Source organism: Microvirga sp. 2MCAF38 (assembly GCF_052115485.1).
Lineage (GTDB): Bacteria > Pseudomonadota > Alphaproteobacteria > Rhizobiales > Beijerinckiaceae > Microvirga.
The window spans coordinates 14,310-33,741 of record NZ_JBFRGU010000005.1 but is presented as its reverse complement, the minus strand read 5'-3'; the positions used below and the strand labels follow the sequence as shown (position 1 = coordinate 33,741).

The following is a 19,432-nucleotide window of genomic DNA, read 5'->3' as shown; positions in this document are numbered from 1 at the left end:
GATCATTTAGGGCTGCGCGATGAAAAGAAAGTGGAGAACGGAATAACTTCCGCCAAATGCCTTGGCAGATTAATCATTCTTCGCATGTTCAGACATAGCGTCGCCTCAAACCGATTTTCGAGGAACCCCGTATGATCCGGCTCCACGCTGGCCCGCGCCCGCGCCTTCTCATCTCGATGGTGATTGCGGGCATCATCTATGCGCTGCTGCCGCGAACTTGGCAGGTGAACACACGATTGCTAGTCACCTGGGATGCGGGCGTCTTCATGTATCTTGCGACGTTGGCTGTCATGTTCGCGCGATCCACCACGGAGCAAATGCGGCGACGGGCAAGCATGGAGGACGTGGGCGCTGTCGTCGTCCTGATTCTGACGCTCAGCGCCGCCTTGGCGAGTCTCGGAGCAATCGTCATCGAGTTGCACGGCATTCATGATTCGGGCGCCAGCCAGCAGGTGTTTCGTATTTCGATCGCGATCGCCACCATCCTTTGCTCATGGCTTCTGGTGCACACGATCTTCGCCACTCATTATGCCCATGAATATTACGGCGATGGCGGCGAACGCGGTGGATTGAAGTTCCCGAAGGAGACACAGCCGGACTATTGGGACTTTCTGTATGTCGCCTTTAATTTCGGAGCGGCGGCGCAGACATCGGACGTCATCGTTTGTTCTCGCCGCATGCGGCGCCTGGCTCTCGGGCATTCGATACTGGCATTTCTGTTCAACACCACCGTGCTTGCGCTGGCGGTGAATGTCGGGGCCGGTCTGATCTGATGTTTCAGCGCATGATCGGACTCTAGAGCTTGATCAGAACAAGTGGAAACCGGTTGTTCGCCCGGATCATGCGACATCAAAAGAATCGAGAGTTTGATTCTGTTTCAATCTGAAACAATCAAACTCTAGACCTCTTCCCGCTCACTCTCGATCACCCGACGGACGATGGCGAAGCTGAAACCGGCGCGCGCCAGTGCCGCTATGTCCTTGTCCCTATAAGGTGCGCTCTCTCCAGGGCGGTAGGGGCCGAGCCTGCGGCGGCGGGCATAGGCATGGGCGGCGGCCTCGTCATCGCCTTCGGCTTCCTCAAGCACGTCCGCTACCACGGCGCGGGAGACGCCCTTGGCGGCGAGCTTCGCGCCGATTGCCCGGGTAGAGCCGCCGCGACGGCGCAATGTGGCGACCCGCGCCGCCGCATATCGCGCATCGTCGATGAGCCCGATGCGCAGACTTGTCGCGATGACCTCATCGACCATCTCGAAGAATTCCGACGGGTCCTCATCGCGCAGGCGACAGCGCGTCTCGACCTTGCGCCGCAACACCCGGCGCAAGTTCTCCGCCGATGAGGCATAGCGTTCGAGATAGGCCATGGCCGCGCGCTTGAGATAGGCGGCCGTGACCCGGCGCGGCGGCTTTTTGGGTGTTGTGTCCTGAAACGGCATGGTTGATGTCAGGCGGCGCCCGAGGATTCCGGTGCGCGCTCGCCGGGCCGCTCCACCTGGCCCCGACGTTGCAATTGCAAAGTCACGAACCAGCACAAGGAAGCCCACGCCGCGCCGACGCTCCAGCCGGCCAACACGTCACTCGGCCAGTGAACGCCGAGATAGACCCGGCTCACGCCGATGATGAGCGTGAGGAAGACGGCGAGGCTCATGATGAAGGCCTTGAGACGTTTTCGCGGAAGCGTCCGCGCGAAAATCGCGCCGAGCGTCAGATAGGCGATGGCCGAGAGCATGGCGTGGCCGCTCGGAAAACTTGCCGTGTAGACTTCCATGGCATGTGGCACGAGATCGGGACGCGGCCGGTCGAACCCGTTCTTCAGAAGGCTCGACAGGATCATGCCGCCGTCGACGGCGATCAGCACGAGAAGGGCCGTGCCGCGCTTTCCCGCCATGAGAAAGCCGATGATGGCGGACACCGTGATGATGCCGAGCACGGCCGTTCCGCCAAGGCCGGTCATGTCCCGCGCCGCCTCTTCGAGCCAGACGGGACCGAGCGGGTCGGCCGGATTGGCCGGGTTGCGCAGAGCCATAAGGAGCGCGCGGTCGAAGGCGTGCGTTTCACCTTCCACGACTTCGTCCGCGATCAACACGAAAGCGAGCGCGAAAAGTGCGATGCCAAAGAAGGAAACGAGCGGGCCGATTTCATTGAGACCAAACCGCAGCCAGAGACGCTGGGCGGGCGAGAAGAATGTTTTCATGGAGGGGAGAATAGGCTGTGTGATGGATCCTGGCGAGGGTGGTTCGGCCCTCCCTCCCCCTTGCGGGGAGGGGTCGGGGTGGGGGGGTCGTCCGGGTGGGGAAGAGTGAAATTGAGGCGCCGTATCCCGCGATACTCTGGGGGAAGGCTTTCAAAGCCCGAGTCTTTTCGTCCACGCTTTCGGCGTCTTGATCTCGCCGAGATCGAGCCACTTCGCCATAAGACGCAATTCGTCGCCCAAGGCGGGGGCGATTTCATCGGGCTTGGCGTGATGTTCCGGGTGGATCGAGTGGACGACCAGGCGTCCCGTCGCGCGATCCGCCTTCAGGTCGAGACGGGCGACGATGTCTTCGCCGAGAAGGAACGGCAGGCAGTAATAGCCGAACTCGCGTTTCTCCACGGGGGTATAGATTTCGATGCGATAGTGGAAGTCGAACAGCCGCTCGGTGCGGGTGCGCTCCCAGACGATGGGGTCGAAGGGCGAAACCAGCGCCTGCGCTTCCACCTTGCGCGGCATGCGGGCGTTCGGGTCGAGATAAACCGGGCCGTCCCAACCCTCGACGGTGACGGGAACGAGATCGCCCGCCTCCACGAGTTCGGGAAGACGCGCTTTGGCGATGGTTGGCCCGATGCGGAAATAATCGCGCAGGCAGCGCTCGCTGGCGATGCCGAGCGCCTGGATGGAGAGCCGCAGCAACTGGCGCTGAGCCTCATCCTCGGATGGTGTCGGCGCGTTGAGGATGGATGACGGGATCACCCGTTCCGGCAGATCGTAGAGCCGTTCGAATCCGCGCCTCGAGGCGGTGGTCACTTCGCCAGCCCAGAACAGCCATTCCAGCGCGCGCTTGCCGTCGCTCCAGCCCCACCAGGATCCCTTGGCCTTGCCGCCATCCGACAATTCGCCCGCGCCGATGGGGCCGCGCGCGGCGATTTCCTGGCGGACTTTCTCGATGAAGGCGCGCTTTTCCTGTCCGAACCGGGCGATGCCGCCATAAATCCCCTCGCCCTTGGCCGCGCGCGCCATGCGCCAGCGGAACAGGGGATGCAGGTCGAGATTGATCAGCGAGGCCTCATGCCCCCAATATTCGAAGGTCTTGCGGTGCTTTCGCGCGTAGGCGGCCTGTTCGAGGAGGGCGCGATCATACGATCCCAGCCGCGAGAACAGCGGCATGTAATGGGCGCGCACCAGCACGTTGACCGAATCGATCTGCAACAGGTGCGACCTTTGCAGCGCCCGGGTGAGATGCCGCGATGTCGCTGCGCCGGGACGGCCTTCGTGAAGACCCTGGGCGGCCAGCGCGATGCGCCGGGCTTGGGCGAGGGAGAGTTTCGTGCGATTGGCCATGGCGAAACGAATCAAGAACATGCCCAGTTAGCGCCAAGTCGCCGGATGTCGCAAGTGCGGGGTGTTTTCCACCGCGTCTTCAGCGGGAGGCCGGAACCGGCACATCCTTGCGAAGCCACGATGTTTCGGTTATTGGTTGTATCATGCAACTAAATCAGCAAGCGGAGACGGGTACAATGGCGGACGTAACCTCCATCGAATCGATCCGGGTGGCATCGCGCCGCCTTGTGCGAGAACTCGGGTTCATGCGGGAGGGTTTGGCTGGAACCGAGATGCCGCCTTCGGCGGTCCACGCACTCCTTGAGATCAGCGCGCAAGAGGCGATCACGGCCGGCGAGTTGTCCAATCTTCTCAATCTCGAAAAGTCGAGCGTCAGCCGAATGCTGCGCAAGCTTATAGAAGCGGGCATGTTGAAGGAGGAGCCGGGCGAGCCGGATGGCCGCACGAAAAAGCTCATCCTGACCTCCAAAGGTCGAGTGGTGGTGGCTGAAATTCATGATTTCGCCCGGCGACAGGTGGCAGAGGCGCTGGGGCGATTGCGCCCCGAGCAGCACCAGACCGTGGTTGACGGCCTGCGGCTCTATGCGCAAGCCCTGGGGGAGGATAGATCGACAGCAAAAGACGACTTGCTGCCCGTGACAATCGAGACCGGATATCAGCCGGGTGTCCTGGCCCGCTGCGTCGAGATGCACGCGCTCTATTACGCGCGAACAGTCGGTTTCGGTCGTCCCTTCGAAGCGACCGTGGCCGCGGGCCTGGCCGAGTTTTCCGGTCGCTTGGACAACCCTTGCAATCAGCTTTGGCGGGCCATGCAGGCTGGACGCGTCGTCGCCATGATTGCCATCGACGGCGAAGATATGGGGCCTGGTGTTGCACATCTTCGGTGGTTCATCGTGGATGATGGAATCCGCGGTGGCGGTATCGGTCGCAAATTGCTTTCCGAGGCTGTCGCCTTCTGTGACCGGCAAGGCTTTCCTGAAACTCACCTCTGGACGTTTCGAGGTCTCGATGCGGCCCGGCGTCTCTATGAGGCATCCGGCTTCACCCTGGCCGAAGAAAGGTCGGGGCGGCAGTGGGGCGAGGAGGTTATGGAACAGCGATTCGTGCGGAGAAAACAGGCCGCTTGATCCTCTCGTCAGGAAGGATGCATACCAGACCTGCGCGGATTGTTCGGGACAAAGCCGCCTTCGCTCTTAAAAAGACAATCCGCCACGACGCGATGGATGAGATGGACCAGTCGACGACCAGAACCCAGCGCGGACCTGCCGCCTCTTTGAACCAAGCCGAAATCCGATCGATCATTCTCGGATTGATGATCTCCCTGCTTCTCGCAGCGCTCGATCAGACCATCATCGCGACGGCGCTGCCGACCATGGGGCGCGAGCTGGGCGATCTCGAGCATATGCCATGGGTCGTGACGTCCTATCTTCTCACGGCCACGGCGGCGACACCGCTCTACGGCAAGTTCAGCGACAGCCATGGGCGGCGCATCACGCTTCTCATCGCCATCACGATCTTCATCGTGGGTTCTCTCGCCTGTGCGCTCGCGCCGACCATGCTCGTGCTAGTCGCCGCGCGCGCCTTGCAGGGGCTCGGCGGGGGCGGGCTGATAGCCCTTGCGCAAACCATCGTCGCGGATCTCGTCCCGCCCAAGGAGCGTGGCCGCTATCAGGTTTATTTCGCCAGCGTGTTCATGACGGCGAGCCTTGCGGGCCCGGTGCTCGGCGGGTTTTTTGCCGAACATCTGCATTGGTCGGTGATCTTCTGGATCAACCTGCCGCTCGGCCTCCTCGCCTTCGTCATCTCCTATCACGGCCTGAAGAAACTGCCGCGTCACGACCACCCGCATCGCCTCGATTTTCTGGGTGCCTTCCTCCTCGTGGTCGCGACCGTGTCGCTTCTTCTGGCGCTGAGCTGGGGCGGTCTGCGGTTTCCCTGGTTCTCGACACCGATCATCGGTCTCGTCGGCTCCTCGGCGGGGCTGTGGGTGTTGTTCGCCGCTCGCATGAAGTATGCGCCGGAGCCGCTCATTCCCGCCGATGTTCTCAAGAACCCCGTGGTGCGGATGGGCACGCTTTCCGCCTGTTTCGGCATGGGCACCTATATCGGGCTCACCATCTATCTGCCGATCTTTTTCGAGGTCGTGCGCGGTCTCTCCGCGAGCCATTCTGGCCTTGCCCTGATTCCACTCGGTGTCGGCACGGTGATGGGCGCGACCGTGTCCGGGCGCACCATGGCGCGCTTCACCCACTACAAGCGCCTTCCGCTCGCCGGACTGACACTCTCCCTCGTCGGCATGGGTATTCTGATCGCTTTCGCTGCGACGCTTCCGCTCGCCGCCGTGGAACTCGTCCTCGGCCTCATTAGTGTCGGCGTCGGCACGCTTTTGCCTGTGACGACGGTTGCGATCCAGAATGCGGTGTTGCCGCATCAGCTCGGGACGGCGACGGGATCGACCAACTTCTTCCGCTCGCTCGGCGGCGCGCTCATCGTCGCGCTGTTCGGAGCCATCGTGCTCGGCGGCACGGGTTTGGGTGACGTTGCGAACTTCGAGAATATGGCCTCCGCTGCCGCGAAGAGCGGCATCGATCTCGCGGGCGTATTCCAGATGGTCTTCGCCGCCGCCGCTATCGGCTTTGCCATCGCGCTCACCTTCATCGCCTTGATGGAGGAGCGTCCTTTGCGGGGCAGCGCGGTCAAGGCAGCCGAGGCAGCCATCGCGGACTAGAGTTTGATCGTTTCAGATTGAAACAAGATCTTGTTCTGATTACGCTCTAATCCAAGGTCTGCCGGAACCGTGCGACCGCGAGCGCCATAGCGGCGAGCGTGAACAGGGCGAGCGCCAGAACATCCATCTGCAAATCGGCGAAGGTCGTGCCTTTGAGCATGATGCCGCGCACAATGCGCAGGTAATGGGTCAGGGGCAGCAACTCGCCGAAATATTGCGCCCAGACCGGCATGCCCCTGAATGGGAACAGGAAGCCCGACAGAAGCATGTTCGGCAGAAAGTAGAAGAACGACATCTGCATCGCTTGCAACTGGTTCGTGGCGATAGTCGAGAAGGTGTAGCCGACGGACAAATTGGCGAGAATGAAGAGCAGCGTCAGCGTGACCAGAAGAAGAAGGCTGCCCTCGACGGGAACACCGAACAGAAGCCGTGCGGCGGTGAGGATCAACGTCATCTGCAGGCCGCCGACCACCACATAGGGCGCGATCTTTCCGAGCATGATTTCCACGGGCCTGATCGGCATGGCGAGCAGGCTCTCCATGGTGCCGCGCTCGATCTCGCGGGTCACGGAGAGGCCGGTGAAGATCAGCATGGTGAGCGTCAGGATCGTGCCCATCAGGCCGGGCACGATGTTGAGCCGCGTCTCGATGGCGGGGTTGTAGCGCAGGTGAACGCGCAGGTCGAAAGGTGGCGGTTTCGGCGCGAGATTTGCGGCGGCGCCCGTCAGTTCGCGGGAGAAAACCGTGTCGGAAATGCCGTTGAGGGCGGCAACCGCATTTCCTGTCGCGGAGGGATCGGTGGCGTCCGCGATGACGAGGATTTCCGGTCTGTCGCCTCGGATCAGATCGCGCCCGAAATGGGCGGGAATCTGCACCCCGAACAGCGCCTTTCCGGACAGGATGAGATAGTCGAGATCCGCCTCGCTTGAAGCCGTCATGCTGATGTCGAAATAGTCGGTCGCGCGCATGGCTGCGAGATAGGAACGCGCAAAGGAACTGTCGTCCTGAATCAACACCGCTGTCGGCAGATGGCGCGGATTGGCGTTGATGGCCGTGCCGAACAACAGCAACTGCATGAGCGGAATGAAGATCATCGTTGCGAACGTGATGCGGTCGCGGCGCAATTGCAGGAATTCCTTGATGAAGGTCGCGCGCAACCGGCCGAACGAGGCGCGAAAGCCCCGCGTACGCCGGTCGACGTCGCTTGTCCCGTTCATGCGTAGTTGTCCTTCGTGCGGCTCATCAGATCGATGAACACGTCCTCGAGCGTCGGCTCGCCGCGTGTCCAAACCTGCGGGCCTTGGGCGCGCAATTCTGCCGTCGCGGCATCGAGCTTCGCGCCGTCGCGTCCGCTCACATGCAGCTCGACGCCGAAGGGCGCCACCATGTCGACGCCGTCGCGTGTTTTGAGATAATCGGCAAGATCCGCGAGGTTCGCCCCGGTCACGATGTAAGTGGACAGATGCGCATCGGCGACGACCTGCGCGACGGAACCGTGCGCCAGGATCTCGCCATAAGCGATGTAAGTGATCTCATGGCAGCGCTCGGCTTCGTCCATGTAGTGGGTCGAGACGAGAACGGTCAGGCCTTCATGAGCGAGCCTGTGGATCTCGTCCCAGAAATCGCGGCGCGCCTTTGGGTCGACGCCCGCCGTCGGCTCGTCGAGAAGAAGCAGCTCAGGTTGAGGAAGAATACAGGCGCCGAGCGCGAGGCGCTGTTTCCACCCACCCGACAGATCGCCCGCGAGCTGGTCGGCCCGGTTCTCAAGTCCGAGCCGCGTGATCGCGTCCTGCGCAGCTTTGCGCGGGTGGTCGAGATTGTAGATGCGCGCCACGAATTCCAGATTCTCGCGGATCGAGAGATCCGCATAGAGCGAGAAGCGTTGTGTCATGTAGCCCACATGGCGCTTGATGTCGGCGGTCTGGGTGCGGATGTCGTAACCGAGGCAGGTGCCGTGTCCGCTATCGGGCGTGAGAAGTCCGCACAGCATGCGCAAGGTCGTGGTCTTGCCGCTGCCGTTGGGGCCGAGAAAGCCGTAGATCAGGCCCTTGCGCACCTGCATGGTCAGGTTCTTCACCACGGGTGGTCCGCCGAAGGATTTGGTCAGGCCTTCCACGTCGATGACGATGTCCGATTCCGGCGCTCTGGCGATCGTCTGTGCGCTCATGAACGGTTCTCCGGCGGGACAACGCTCACCGGCTGACCAACCGGCAAGATGGTGTCGCCGATGGGTGTCGCCTCGACGCGGAATACGAGCTTGGCGCGCTCCTCCAGGCTGAAGATTACCGGCGGTGTGTATTCCTCGTCGTGGGAGATGAAGGTGATCTTGGCGGTCAGACCTTTTTGGCAATTGTCGCAGGTCACGCCGACCACTTGCCCGAGCGCGATGGTGGAGAGCTTCGGCTCCGGCACATAGAAGCGGATGCGCCGGTTGGCCGGCGGCAGAAGGGAGAGCACCGGCTGACCGGCATTGGGCACTTCGCCGGTGCGGAAATAGACGTCCTGCACCTGCGCATCGGCGGGGGCGTAGACCTTCAGCTTCGCAAGGCGCGTCTCGGCCTGTTCGAGATTGGCCTGCGCCGCTTTTACCGCCGCTTCGGCGGCGGCGATCTCGGCGGTGCGGGCGGTGATCCGTCCCGCCTGAATCTGCCGTTGCACCGCTTCCAGCGCCGCCTTGTCCCGGTCATTGGTGGCCTTGGCCTGATCGTAGGTCGCTTGCGCCGAAATACCCCGGTCGAGCAAGGTCTTCTGCCGCGTAAGATCGGTCGTGGAGAGCACCAGTTGCGCCTGGGCCTGCCGCTCCTGTGCCTGCAGAACGGCGATCTCCTCCGGGCGTTGCAGGGCCGCTTCCAGGTTGGCCAGTTGCGATTTCGTCTGCTCCAACAGCGCTATCGCCTGATCCCGCTGGGCAAGTTCCATCGATCCTTCGATCTGGAACAGGAACTGCCCGGCCTTGACCTGCGAACCGGAATCGACGGTCAGATTTTCAATGCGCCCGCCCGTCTCCGGTGCGGCATAGACGTAGTAGCCTTCCACGTACCCTTGGAAGACTTCGCTTTCATTCTCGTTGCTCAGAATCCACCACGTGACGGCGCCCCCGATGACGAGAATGAGCGCAAGCGCTGCAAGAAGTTTGCGGTTCATGCCGCTTCTCCTTTCAGCGCCCTCATCAGAAGCGACAGATGCGCTTCGAACATCGCCTCCGTGTCGATGGGTTCCAGCCTCTGGAACAGATCGCCCCAGATCAGCGCCACGATGCCGGGCGCGGCGACCAATTGCGGAAAGCGCACCAACTCGTCCGATTTGAACTCGCCGCGTCGGACGGCCTCCTGCGCGATGCCGCGCAAAAGCCTGAGCACGCGGGTGAGCACTTCGCGGTGATAAAAATCGGCCAGCGCCGGAATGCGTTCCGCTTCGACGATCAGGAGCCGCACGATGTTGCGGCGGCGGGTGCCCAACACTTCCTTGTTGAAGAAGTGGAGCAGGGCGCGCAGGCGGTCCTCGGCGGTGGAATCGAGAACAGCGAGACGTGTCTCGAGTTCCGCGATGGCGCCGCCGATACCGGAGCGCACGAGTGCCTCGAACAACCCCTGCTTCGAGGGCACGTAAAGATAGATTGTCCCCTTGGCGATTCCGGCTCTTGCCGCGACATCTTCCAGCCGGCTCTGCGCGAACCCTTTCTCGGAAAAGACATCGAGAGCCGCATCGAGGATGCGCAAAAATTTCGCCTGCCGATCCTCATCGCTTCGGGCGGGCGCCCGGCGGCGGGGAGCGGCCCGCTTGCGCAGTGGTTGAGTCCTTGAAAGCTCAGGCGATTTCGACGCGCGGGGCATCTTTCATCACATGACTGACTGGCCAGTCATCGTAATGGAAGGCTATTGCCGAGTCGAAACGACAGAATGGCGCGGGCACTCACCCGCACCATCACCTGAACGGCAAAGCCGATCGGATGTCAGGTGTTGTTCCTGCTCAAGCCGCCGCGTCGAATGTCGCGATGCGTCCGCCGGTGATTGGCTGTTTGACGCCCGTCGTGAGCGGGAAGCTGATCGGCAATCCACGAAGGGCGCGGATCGCCAGAAAGGCGAAGCATTCCGCCTCCACGGCATCGCCGCGCCAACCCACAGCCTCGGCCATGACGGGCTCGATGCGCGCGCGTGTGCGGATGGCATCGACGAGCGTCGGGTTTCTCCGCCCGCCGCCGCACAGGATGAGATGCTCGGGGCGCTGCGGCAACAGATCGAGCGCCTTGCCCACGGCCCCTGCGGTAAACGCGGTCAAGGTGGCCGCGCCATCCTCCAGGCTCAGCCCGTCAGCCATGGCTGCGGTGAAATCATTGCGGTCGAGCGACTTGGGATAGGAAGCCGTCAGGTAGGGATGCTCGAGGAGGCGGGCGAGCCGCGCCTCGTCCACGGTTCCACGGGCCGCGATGGCGCCATCGCGATCCATGTCGCCGAGGCCGTGCCGGCCGATCCAGTCGTTGAGCGGAGCGTTGGCGGGTCCGGTATCGAACGCGACCATCATATCGCCGCCGCCCCACCAGGTGACGTTGCTCACCCCGCCGAGATTGAGAACGGCCGTGTTCGGCTTGGCGTCGATGCTGCGCAACAGGGCGATATGGTAGCTGGCGGCCAGAGGCGCGCCTTGCCCTCCCGCCGCCATGTCGGCGGTGCGGAAATCGAAGGCCACATTCGTGCCGACGAGGCTCGCCATCAGCGCGCCGTTGCCGAGTTGCCGGGTCTGGCCATGGCGCGCGCTATCGGGCGCCCGGTGGAGCATGGTCTGACCATGGAAGCCGATGACGGATATGTCCGATGGTTTGATGCCGGCCTTGGCGAGAAAAGCTGTCACCGCCGCCGACTGCGCCCGGGTCAAGGCGTCTTCCGCCTGCCCGAAGATCGCAGGCTCCGGCCCTTCAAAATTCCAATCGCGGGCCTGAGCCATGGCGTCTCGCAGGAGGGGACGCAGTTCCGGTGGGTAGGGCGCCAGCGTCCAGGACCCGAATTCCTGAACCGTCTCGCCATCCGTCCTGATCAGGGCGATGTCGATATTGCCGTCGAGGACGGTTCCAGTCATCAATCCGATGGCCCAGGCTGGCTTCACGACAATCTCCATGTTGCGGATCGGGCGAGCCTGTCGCTCCGGCGTCGGCCGGACAAGGCCCGCATCATGGCGGCCATCCTACCGTCAGGTCAGGCAATCTCAATGCCCAATCCAGTGGTTTCAGACCAAGAAGAAGGCTCGAGGCGGGTCGAGAGCCGGAATTCGAGCCGACTTAGCCGCTTCCTGCGACCCCGTGGCTGTCGTCGGGGCGCGGCAAGATTGTGGAAAGCCTGAGTCGTTCTTGCCCCTTCGCGCTCCTCATCGTGCTAGGAGGGGTCTCCGGCAACGGCTGCGCGTGGAGAATCGAGACAGGGAATGAAGGTCGGCATCGACATGGGGGTCGTGTCCTCAGGGGCAACGTCCGGCGGCTCGGCCCTTCTCGATCTCGAGGAGCTTCTGGCGACGCGCCTGCTCGTCCAGGGCAATTCCGGCTCGGGTAAATCGCACCTGTTGCGCCGCCTGCTTGAACAGAGCGCGCCTTACGTCCAGCAGGCCGTGATCGACCCGGAGGGCGATTTCGTCACGCTCGCCGACAAGTTCGGCCATGTGGTGGTGGATGCCGCCCGCAGCGAGGGCGATCTTCAGCGCATTGCGGCGCGCGTGCGTCAGCACCGCGTCTCGGTCGTGCTCAACCTCGAAGGACTCGATTCGGAAGCGCAGATGCGTTGCGCCGCCGCCTTTCTCGGCGGCCTCTTCGATGCGGAGCGCGATCTCTGGTATCCGATGCTCGTGGTCGTCGACGAAGCCCAGCTTTTCGCACCCGCTGCCGCCGGCGAGGTCTCGGACGAGACCCGAAAGATCTCGCTCGGGGCCATGACGAACCTCATGTGCCGTGGCCGTAAGCGCGGCCTTGCCGGCATCATCGCCACGCAGCGCCTCGCCAAGCTCGCCAAGAACGTGGCCGCGGAAGCCTCGAACTTTCTCATGGGCCGCACGTTCCTCGACATCGATATGGCCCGCGCGGCGGACTTGTTAGGCATGGAGCGTCGCCAGGCCGAAATGTTCCGGGATCTGGAGCGCGGCCATTTCGTGGCGTTGGGTCCTGCCTTGTCGCGCCGCCCGCTGCCGGTGCGGATTGGGAATGTTGAGACCTCGGCGCGCAGCGGCAGCTTCAAGTTGCTGCCCATGCCGGAGCAGCAGACCGACGATGCGCGCGATCTCATCTTTACTGCGAGCGCGGAGGAAATGGCCCGGCCTGTCGTACAGCGTCGCGCACCGCCACCACCGCCGCCCGCGACCAACGATCTTCTGGCGCAGCTCGCAAGAACCCGCCCCGCCACCGCGCCGGAAGCACCGACCGCGATGACGGAGGAATCGAAAGCCGAGCGCGAACTCGCTCTTGACGCTGTGATGCGCGAAATCCTCGACGATCCGGAAGCGGCGTTCCGCACGGTTGCCGTGCTCTACCAGGACTTTCTCGTGCGCTGCCGCATCCGTCGTGTCAGTGGCGAACCACCAAACCTCCCAGCCTTCCGCCGTCGTCTCGCGGTGGCGCGCGCGGGCGTCGACATGGCGACCGCCGAGGGTACGGAATGGGATCGCGCGGTGGCGTTCGCGAGCGATCTCGAAGAAGACATTCAAGGCGTCTATCTGCTGCTCGCCCGCGCCGCCATGGAGCGCTCCGCGTGTCCGCCGGATGGCGAGATCGCGCGTGCCTGCGGCAGCCGCTCGCCAGGCCGCGCCCGCCGCCTCGTCGCCTATATGGAAAGCCGCAACATCGTGGTGACCCGCAACGATCCGCGCGGGCTTCGAATCATCGCCCTGCCCGATCTCGGCTGGGAGACGGGTCCCGGCGATCCGAACGCCTTCGAGGAACCTGCCACCTCGCCATCCGGCGATCAGGACCTGTTCGCGGTCGGTTAGGGCCGTGCATCACGTCGTGGTGCACAACTTCTCCGTCCTTCCGGGGCCGCGCAGCGGAGCCCGGAATCCAGAGCCGTCAAGGGTGACGGTTCCTGCGCAACATTGGCCGTTGTTCCTTTTTAGAACACGTTGACGTTTATGGGTTCCGGGCTCGCGCTTTCGCGCGCCCCGGAATGACGGTGGGTTCGCTGGCGAGAACACCTCCTGTCATGGCCGAACCGCCGAACGCTTCGGCCGTTGGCGAAGGGATTGGGCGGGACGTGAGCGGTCTTTCCTGCGATTCTTCAGTCCGACAAAAGGACTGTGAATCATGAACATCTCGGTGGAAAGCGGCGCATTCGCCGCGACGAACAAGCTCGTCCTCTTCGCGGATTTATGGCATCGGCTGCGGCTGCTTGGGGCCATCAGGCGGACGCGGCTCGCCATCTCCGATCTGAGCGACGATCAATTGCGCGATATCGGCCTTGGTGCAGACGATTTCATGGCGGTGCATGATGTCCATCAGCTCTATTGGCGCAAGCATCTCGGCTTCAGTTGAAGATACGGGAAGGCTTCTTTCGGAACGGCTTCGGGAAGGATAAGCTCTTACCTCGACGTGTCCGAAGAAAGGCCTTTCACAAATGCACAACGATCGCTTGAGCCTCGATGAAGTCGCGCGCCGCGTGGATGAAAGAAGCGCGGAATATTGCGCCATGAGCGACCGGATCTGGGGCATGCCGGAACTCGCCTTCGACGAGCATCGCTCGGTCGAAGAGCAGATCGCGCTGCTTGAAGGCGAAGGTTTTCGCATCACGCGCAATGTGGGCGGCATGGCGACCGCCTTCATCGCGGAGGCGGGCCAGGGCGGACCCGTCGTCGGCATTCTTGGTGAATACGATGCGCTACCCGATCTCGCGCAAGAATCGGGCCTCACCGAACATGCGCCGACCAAGGCCGGGACGCCCGGTCATGGTTGTGGCCACAACCTTTTAGGCTCCGCCTCCGCGCTCGCGGCGGCGGCTTTGAAGAGCGCGTTGGAAGATGAGGGAATCGCCGGCACCGTGCGCTATTACGGCTGTCCGGCAGAAGAGAGCGGATCGGGCAAGACCTTCATGGCCCGCGCGGGCGCGTTTGATGATATCGACGCGGCGTTCTGTTGGCATCCGAACGTGGTCAATGAGGTATCGACCATGAGTTCGCTTGCCACCGTGCAGGCTTACTTTCGCTTCAAGGGCCGCGCGGCGCATGCGGCGGCGATTCCGCATCTCGGGCGCAGCGCGCTCGATGCGGTCGAGTTGATGAATGTCGGCGTCAATTACATGCGCGAGCACATGCCCTCCGACGCGCGCGTGCATTACGCCACCACCAATACCGGCGGCATCGCGCCGAACGTGGTGCAGGCTTATGCGGAAGTGCTCTATCTCGTGCGCTCGCCGCAACTTCCCGACGCGCAAATCCTGTTCGAGCGCGTGAAGAAAGTCGCGGAAGGCGCGGCCTTGATGACGGAGACGAGCGTCGAGGTGCAGATCACCGATGCGACGTTCAACGTACTTCCCAACAAAGCTTTGCAGGAGGCCATGTACGAGAACATGAAGCGCCTCGGTCCGCCCGTTTTCGATGCGGCGGATGTGGCCTTCGCGGAAGAGCTTCAGAAGAAGGCGCTGACGGCGGAAGACATTCTGGAAAGCGTGAAGCTGCATGACATCGCGCTCAAGGTGAAGGCGCTGCATGACGGTCTTCTTCCCATGACCGAAAGCGAGGGTGTGCTCATGGGGTCCACCGATGTGGGCGATGTGAGCTGGATCGTACCGACGGTGCAATGCCACACGGCGTGCTTTGCCATCGGCACCCCGTTCCATACCTGGCAGCTCGTGGCGCAGGGCAAGCTGCCGGCAGCGCATAAGGGCATGGTGCTCGCCGCCAAATCCATGGCCGCCACCGCCGCTGACGTGTTACGCAACCCCGAGCTTCTCGCCCGTGCCAAGGCGGAGCTGAAGGAGCGAACCGGCGGCAAGGCCTATGTCTGCCCGATCCCACCCGAAGTGACGCCGGAACACCTGAACGCCAAGGCGGCTTAGACGACCCTCTCCCGTCGGGCCCGGGCTCGTCCCGGGCATCCACGCCTTCGATTGGGCGAATAGGCTATCTTGCATTTTGGCAAGTATTCATCCGCTTTTCGTGGGGTCGATCTTGCATGATCGCAATCATATCTTCGGGGCAACCGATTGATGGAGAGCATTATGCAACTCACAGGAATTCACCATCTCACTGCCGTCACGGCGGATGCATCCGGTAATCACGCCTTCTATACGCAGGCTCTCGGCATGCGCCTCGTGAAGAAGACCGTGAACCAGGACGATGTCAGCGCCTATCACCTGTTCTACGGCGACGGTGTCGCCTCGCCAGGCAGCGACGTCACGTTCTTCGACTGGCCCGTGGGGCGCGAAAAGCGTGGCACACACAGCATCGTGCAAACGGCCCTGCGCGTCACCGGCGAAAAAACCCTGCAATGGTGGAAGGAGCGCTTCGACGCGCACAAGATCGCTCATGGCGGCATTGTCGAGCGCGATGGGCGTTTGTGGCTGAGCTTCGAGGACCCGGAAGGCCAGCGCCTTGCCTTGGTGGATGACGGCGGTAAGGGTGATGGCGTGCCGTGGGAGCGCAGTTCCGTCCCCGTCGAGCATCAAATCCGGGGCCTCGGCCCGATCACGATCAGCGTGCCGAAGCTTGAGCGCACCGCCCTTGTCCTGACTGAAGGCATGGACATGCGCCATGAGCGTGAATTCGCGGAAGCCGACCGCACGGTTCACGTCTTCGCCATGGGCGAAGGCGGACCTGCTGCCGAGCTTCATGTGGCGGTCGAGCCGAAGCTTCCTTTCGCACAACCGGGCGCGGGAGGCGTGCACCATGTGGCCTTCCGCACGCCAAACGAAAAGACCTATCTCGAATGCGCCGAACGGCTTCAAGCCATCCGCGCGCCATCGAGCGGGCCGATCGATCGCTATTATTTCCGCAGCCTCTATTTCCGCGAGCCCAACGGCATCCTGTTCGAGATTGCCACCGACGGCCCCGGCTTCGCCACCGACGAGCCCATGGCGACCTTGGGCGAAAGCCTTGCCCTGCCGCCGTTCCTGGAACCACGGCGCACGCAGATTGAGGCCGGACTGAAGCCGCTCTAAGGAGCGATTACCCTTTCTCCTCCCGTCGAAACAGCGGGAGGAGAAACCTCATTACGACAAGATGCTCTCGATGATCTCGACCACGTCCGCCGCTTCCTGCATCGTCGCAAGATGGCAAGGCTCTCCGGCGAGGAGTTTGGCGAGTTCAGCGATCTGGCTGCCGACCGCGCGGACGGGTTCGATGTCGCCGCCCGCATAACGCAGGCGATACCAGTCGCTCATCATAGCGGAGCCCTTGGAACCCCTGACCTCGAACTGATTGAGATCGTCGATCTCACCCTCGACCGCGCCGTCGATGACGAGACGGCAGCGGGCGAATTGCAAGATCGCTTTGACGCGCGTTTCCGTGCCGGAGGGGCCGCGTTGGATCTGCTTCTCGACCACGGTGGCAGGGCCGAAAAGGCGGAGCGCCAGAAACACGAAGTGCGAGACGACCTCACGCGTGAAGCCACCCTGTTCGGGTCCGGCAAGCCATCCCACCGCGCTGTGTTGCCACCCGCGCGGCCAGGTCTTGAAGCGCACCTTCAAGGTGGCTGAAAGACCGTCGCCAAGCGCGCCGGTCTCGACGAGTTCCTTTAGCCGCACTGCGGCGGGCGCCGTCGCGAAGGGGAAATTCACGGCTGCGGGCACGCCCGCGTCCAGTGCCGCCTCGAGGCAGGCATGCGCGGAAGTCGCTGACGCGGCAAGCGGCTTCTCACAGAAGATCGCCTTGCGAGCATCAGCCACGGCACGGACGAGTTCCTCGTGCGTTGCCGGTGGCGTGGCGATGTAGATGCAGGCGATGGCCGGATTCGTGATGAGCTCCTGCACGCTGTTTGCGCGCGGCACGTCGACATCGACCGGGCTCGGGTCGTATGCGGCGATCACACGAAAATGCGGATCGGCCTCGAACCCTTCGATCAGCCGCTGGCCAATCACGCCAAGACCCAACACGCCGACACCAAAAGTCATCGTCTCGCTCCCAATCTTTGCCAAGCGCGTATAACCGCTGAATGGAGGCGAAGCGAGAATGCAGTGAAACTTAGTTGTGCGGAGTGACTGTTCCCACGCCACCTCGCAGAGCTCTCAGCGCATTGAGGATCACCGTCACGTCGATGGCCTCCTGAATCAGAGCTCCCTCGACCGGTTGCAGATAACCGAGGGCCGCGGCGATCATGCCGATGAACGAGAGGCCGATGCCCACATAGACGCTTTCCAGTGCAATGCGGCGGGCCCGTTGGGCGATCTGAATCGCCACGAGAACGCGGTCGAGACGGTCCACGAGAAGCACCACGTCGGCGGCTTGTGCCGAGGCCGCCGCGCCGCGTGCGCCCATGGCGACTCCGAGATCTGCGGCAGCAAGCGCCGGTGCATCGTTGACGCCGTCGCCGATCATCATCACAGGCCCGTTCTCCCGTTCGCCGGTCACGACGAAGATCTTGGCGTCGGGGGTCAGGTCCGCGTGGATGGCATTGAACGGCAAACCCGCCGTCACGGCCTGCGCCACGTCGCGACGGTCACCGGTCGCGAGCACGATGCGCGCGATCCCTTGGTGGCGCAGATCGGCGAGAAGGCGCGCCGTTCCCGCGCGCAATTCATCCGCCAACACCAACGTGCCCGCGAACTGTCCGTCGATGGCGACAGCGACGGTGACCGCGCCGACGGCTTTCTTTTGCGCGCTCAAGGCACGCTCTGCATCCGGCACACGATTGGCGACGAAGCTGCGTCCGCCGAGGATGACGTGCTTGCCGTCGACGATGCCCTCGACGCCTTCGCCCGGCGTTTCCTCGATGGACGTGGGCAATGAGAGCCTCAAGTCCCGCCTTTGCGCCTCCACGACGATGGCGCGCGCAATCACGTGTTTCGAAGCCTGATCGAGGGATGCGGCGATGCGAAAAAGCTCGGCTTCCGACAGCCAACTCTCGGGATGAACCGCGCTCACACGTGCTTCGCCGTGGGTGAGCGTGCCAGTCTTGTCAACGACGAGCGCGCGAATGCGGGCGAGTGTTTCAAGGGCTTTGCCGCCTTTGATGAGAATGCCCGCCTTCGCGGCACGCGAAATGCCGGAAATGATTGCCACCGGAACGGCGAGAATCAGCGGACAGGGCGTGGCGATGACGAGCACCGCGAGCGCGCGGATCGGATCGCCGGTCCACAGCCAAGCGCCGCCCGAAAGGAGGATCGTGACGGCGAGGAAGACCATGGCGAAACGGTCGGCGAGCCGCGACATCGGCGCCTTGGACCGCTCCGCCTCCTCCACGAGACGGATGATGCCCGCATAGGTGCTCTCGGCCGCCCGGTGCGTGGTGGCAAGATCGAAGGGATCGCCCGCATTGGTCGAGCCGCTCATCACCGCTTCGCCCGCGCCCTGTTGCACGGGAATGGATTCGCCCGTGAGCGCCGATTGATCGAGCACGGCGATGCCCTTAGAGACCGTGCCATCGACGGGCACGATATCGCCGCGCCGCACGAGAATGCGGTCGCCGGGCGTCACCTGATCGAGCGCGACCTCTTCGAGCTGCCCGTCCCGATAGCGCATGGCCGTGCGTGGTACGTGCGACAACAGCGCCGTCATTTCCCGTCGCGCCCGGCGCTCCGCATAGTTTTCGAGATACTGGCCGCCCGCATACATGAGCGCGACCACCACGGCGGCGAGATTTTCCTGAAAGGCGAGTGCGCCCGTCATCGACAGGGCGGCGACGATATCGAGCCCAACATCGCCCCGGCGCAGGCTGGCGACGATCTCGATCAGGAGGACCGCCAGAACCGGCACGGTTGCAAAGGCCCAGATCGGCCCCGCCCATGGCGCGAACCCGGAATAGCGCGCGATCAGGCCGACGACGAGCCCGAACGCAGGCACCGCCACCAGCACCGGACGCGCCAGCCGCTGAAGGTCGCGAAGAGATCGCGCCGGCTTCACACCCGCCGTCACCGGAACAGAAGCGACGGATGTCGGGTCGCTCGCACTCATTTCATGAACCCATACGGTCACCGTGGCGGTTGGGATTGAACGTAATGTCAAGTTCTGACACGATCATAATCCTATCCGCAAAAAAAGGGTTGGTCTC

At 63.1% G+C, this 19,432-nt stretch carries 17 protein-coding genes; 7 read left to right on the top strand and 10 right to left on the bottom strand.

Going from position 1 to position 19,432, the window contains the following annotated elements:
- Positions 1-131 precede the first annotated feature (131 nt).
- Positions 132-773 (top strand): DUF1345 domain-containing protein, encoded by a 642-nt coding sequence (locus AB4072_RS11750; protein ID WP_441968126.1) that lies wholly within the window; start codon positions 132-134, stop codon positions 771-773.
- A 125-nt stretch (positions 774-898) separates the two neighbouring features.
- Here AB4072_RS11750 and AB4072_RS11745 read toward each other — a convergent pair whose 3' ends face one another.
- From AB4072_RS11745 to AB4072_RS11735, 3 genes are all read right to left on the bottom strand, one after another.
- On the bottom strand, positions 899-1,435 hold the full coding sequence (locus AB4072_RS11745; RefSeq protein ID WP_441968125.1) for a regulatory protein RecX: 537 nt from the start codon (positions 1,433-1,435) through the stop codon (positions 899-901).
- Positions 1,436-1,443: 8 nt separating this feature from the next.
- Positions 1,444-2,193: a phosphatase PAP2 family protein gene (locus AB4072_RS11740; RefSeq protein ID WP_441968124.1), complete on the bottom strand. Its 750-nt coding sequence runs from the start codon at positions 2,191-2,193 to the stop codon at positions 1,444-1,446.
- Positions 2,194-2,343: 150 nt separating this feature from the next.
- A complete protein-coding gene (locus AB4072_RS11735) occupies positions 2,344-3,558 on the bottom strand; it encodes a winged helix-turn-helix domain-containing protein (RefSeq protein WP_441968123.1) in 1,215 nt (404 codons plus the stop codon).
- A 155-nt stretch (positions 3,559-3,713) separates the two neighbouring features.
- On the opposite strand from AB4072_RS11735, the gene AB4072_RS11730 reads away from it, so the two are divergent.
- Together AB4072_RS11730 and AB4072_RS11725 are read left to right on the top strand one after the other, a co-directional pair.
- A complete protein-coding gene (locus AB4072_RS11730) occupies positions 3,714-4,664 on the top strand; it encodes a GNAT family N-acetyltransferase (protein WP_441968122.1) in 951 nt (316 codons plus the stop codon).
- A gap of 92 nt (positions 4,665-4,756) precedes the next feature.
- Complete coding sequence (locus AB4072_RS11725; protein WP_441968549.1) at positions 4,757-6,265, top strand: MDR family MFS transporter; 1,509 nt, start codon at positions 4,757-4,759, stop codon at positions 6,263-6,265.
- A gap of 46 nt (positions 6,266-6,311) precedes the next feature.
- Here the strand turns inward: AB4072_RS11725 and AB4072_RS11720 are convergent, their stop codons facing one another.
- The 5 genes from AB4072_RS11720 to AB4072_RS11700 form a co-directional block, all read right to left on the bottom strand.
- Positions 6,312-7,481: an ABC transporter permease gene (locus AB4072_RS11720; RefSeq protein ID WP_441968121.1), complete on the bottom strand. Its 1,170-nt coding sequence runs from the start codon at positions 7,479-7,481 to the stop codon at positions 6,312-6,314.
- A complete protein-coding gene (locus tag AB4072_RS11715) occupies positions 7,478-8,431 on the bottom strand; it encodes an ABC transporter ATP-binding protein (protein WP_441968120.1) in 954 nt (317 codons plus the stop codon). Before AB4072_RS11715 ends, AB4072_RS11720 begins: the two co-directional genes overlap by 4 nt.
- Positions 8,428-9,408: an HlyD family secretion protein gene (locus tag AB4072_RS11710; RefSeq protein ID WP_441968119.1), complete on the bottom strand. Its 981-nt coding sequence runs from the start codon at positions 9,406-9,408 to the stop codon at positions 8,428-8,430. Before AB4072_RS11710 ends, AB4072_RS11715 begins: the two co-directional genes overlap by 4 nt.
- On the bottom strand, positions 9,405-9,983 hold the full coding sequence (locus AB4072_RS11705) for a TetR/AcrR family transcriptional regulator (RefSeq protein WP_441968118.1): 579 nt from the start codon (positions 9,981-9,983) through the stop codon (positions 9,405-9,407). The genes AB4072_RS11710 and AB4072_RS11705 overlap by 4 nt, the downstream gene beginning before the upstream one ends.
- Positions 9,984-10,233: 250 nt before the next feature.
- The gene (locus AB4072_RS11700) at positions 10,234-11,364 is read right to left on the bottom strand and encodes an anhydro-N-acetylmuramic acid kinase (protein ID WP_441968117.1); all 1,131 of its coding nucleotides are present in this window, start codon (positions 11,362-11,364) and stop codon (positions 10,234-10,236) included.
- 315 nt (positions 11,365-11,679) lie between these two features.
- On the opposite strand from AB4072_RS11700, the gene AB4072_RS11695 reads away from it, so the two are divergent.
- From AB4072_RS11695 to AB4072_RS11680, 4 genes are all read left to right on the top strand, one after another.
- Positions 11,680-13,227: a helicase HerA domain-containing protein gene (locus AB4072_RS11695; protein ID WP_441968116.1), complete on the top strand. Its 1,548-nt coding sequence runs from the start codon at positions 11,680-11,682 to the stop codon at positions 13,225-13,227.
- A gap of 310 nt (positions 13,228-13,537) precedes the next feature.
- Positions 13,538-13,765, top strand: coding sequence for a DUF1127 domain-containing protein (locus AB4072_RS11690; protein ID WP_441968115.1), 228 nt, complete (start codon positions 13,538-13,540; stop codon positions 13,763-13,765).
- A gap of 82 nt (positions 13,766-13,847) precedes the next feature.
- A complete protein-coding gene (locus AB4072_RS11685; RefSeq protein ID WP_441968114.1) occupies positions 13,848-15,284 on the top strand; it encodes a M20 family metallopeptidase in 1,437 nt (478 codons plus the stop codon).
- Positions 15,285-15,446: 162 nt separating this feature from the next.
- Positions 15,447-16,385, top strand: coding sequence for a ring-cleaving dioxygenase (locus AB4072_RS11680; protein WP_441968113.1), 939 nt, complete (start codon positions 15,447-15,449; stop codon positions 16,383-16,385).
- Between the two features lie 51 nt (positions 16,386-16,436).
- Here AB4072_RS11680 and AB4072_RS11675 read toward each other — a convergent pair whose 3' ends face one another.
- Positions 16,437-17,336, bottom strand: a complete 900-nt coding sequence (locus AB4072_RS11675; protein ID WP_441968112.1) for a Gfo/Idh/MocA family protein — start codon at positions 17,334-17,336, stop codon at positions 16,437-16,439.
- Positions 17,337-17,406: 70 nt separating this feature from the next.
- Entirely contained in the window at positions 17,407-19,335 is a 1,929-nt protein-coding gene (locus tag AB4072_RS11670) for a heavy metal translocating P-type ATPase (RefSeq protein WP_441968111.1), read from the bottom strand.
- Positions 19,336-19,432 lie beyond the last annotated feature (97 nt).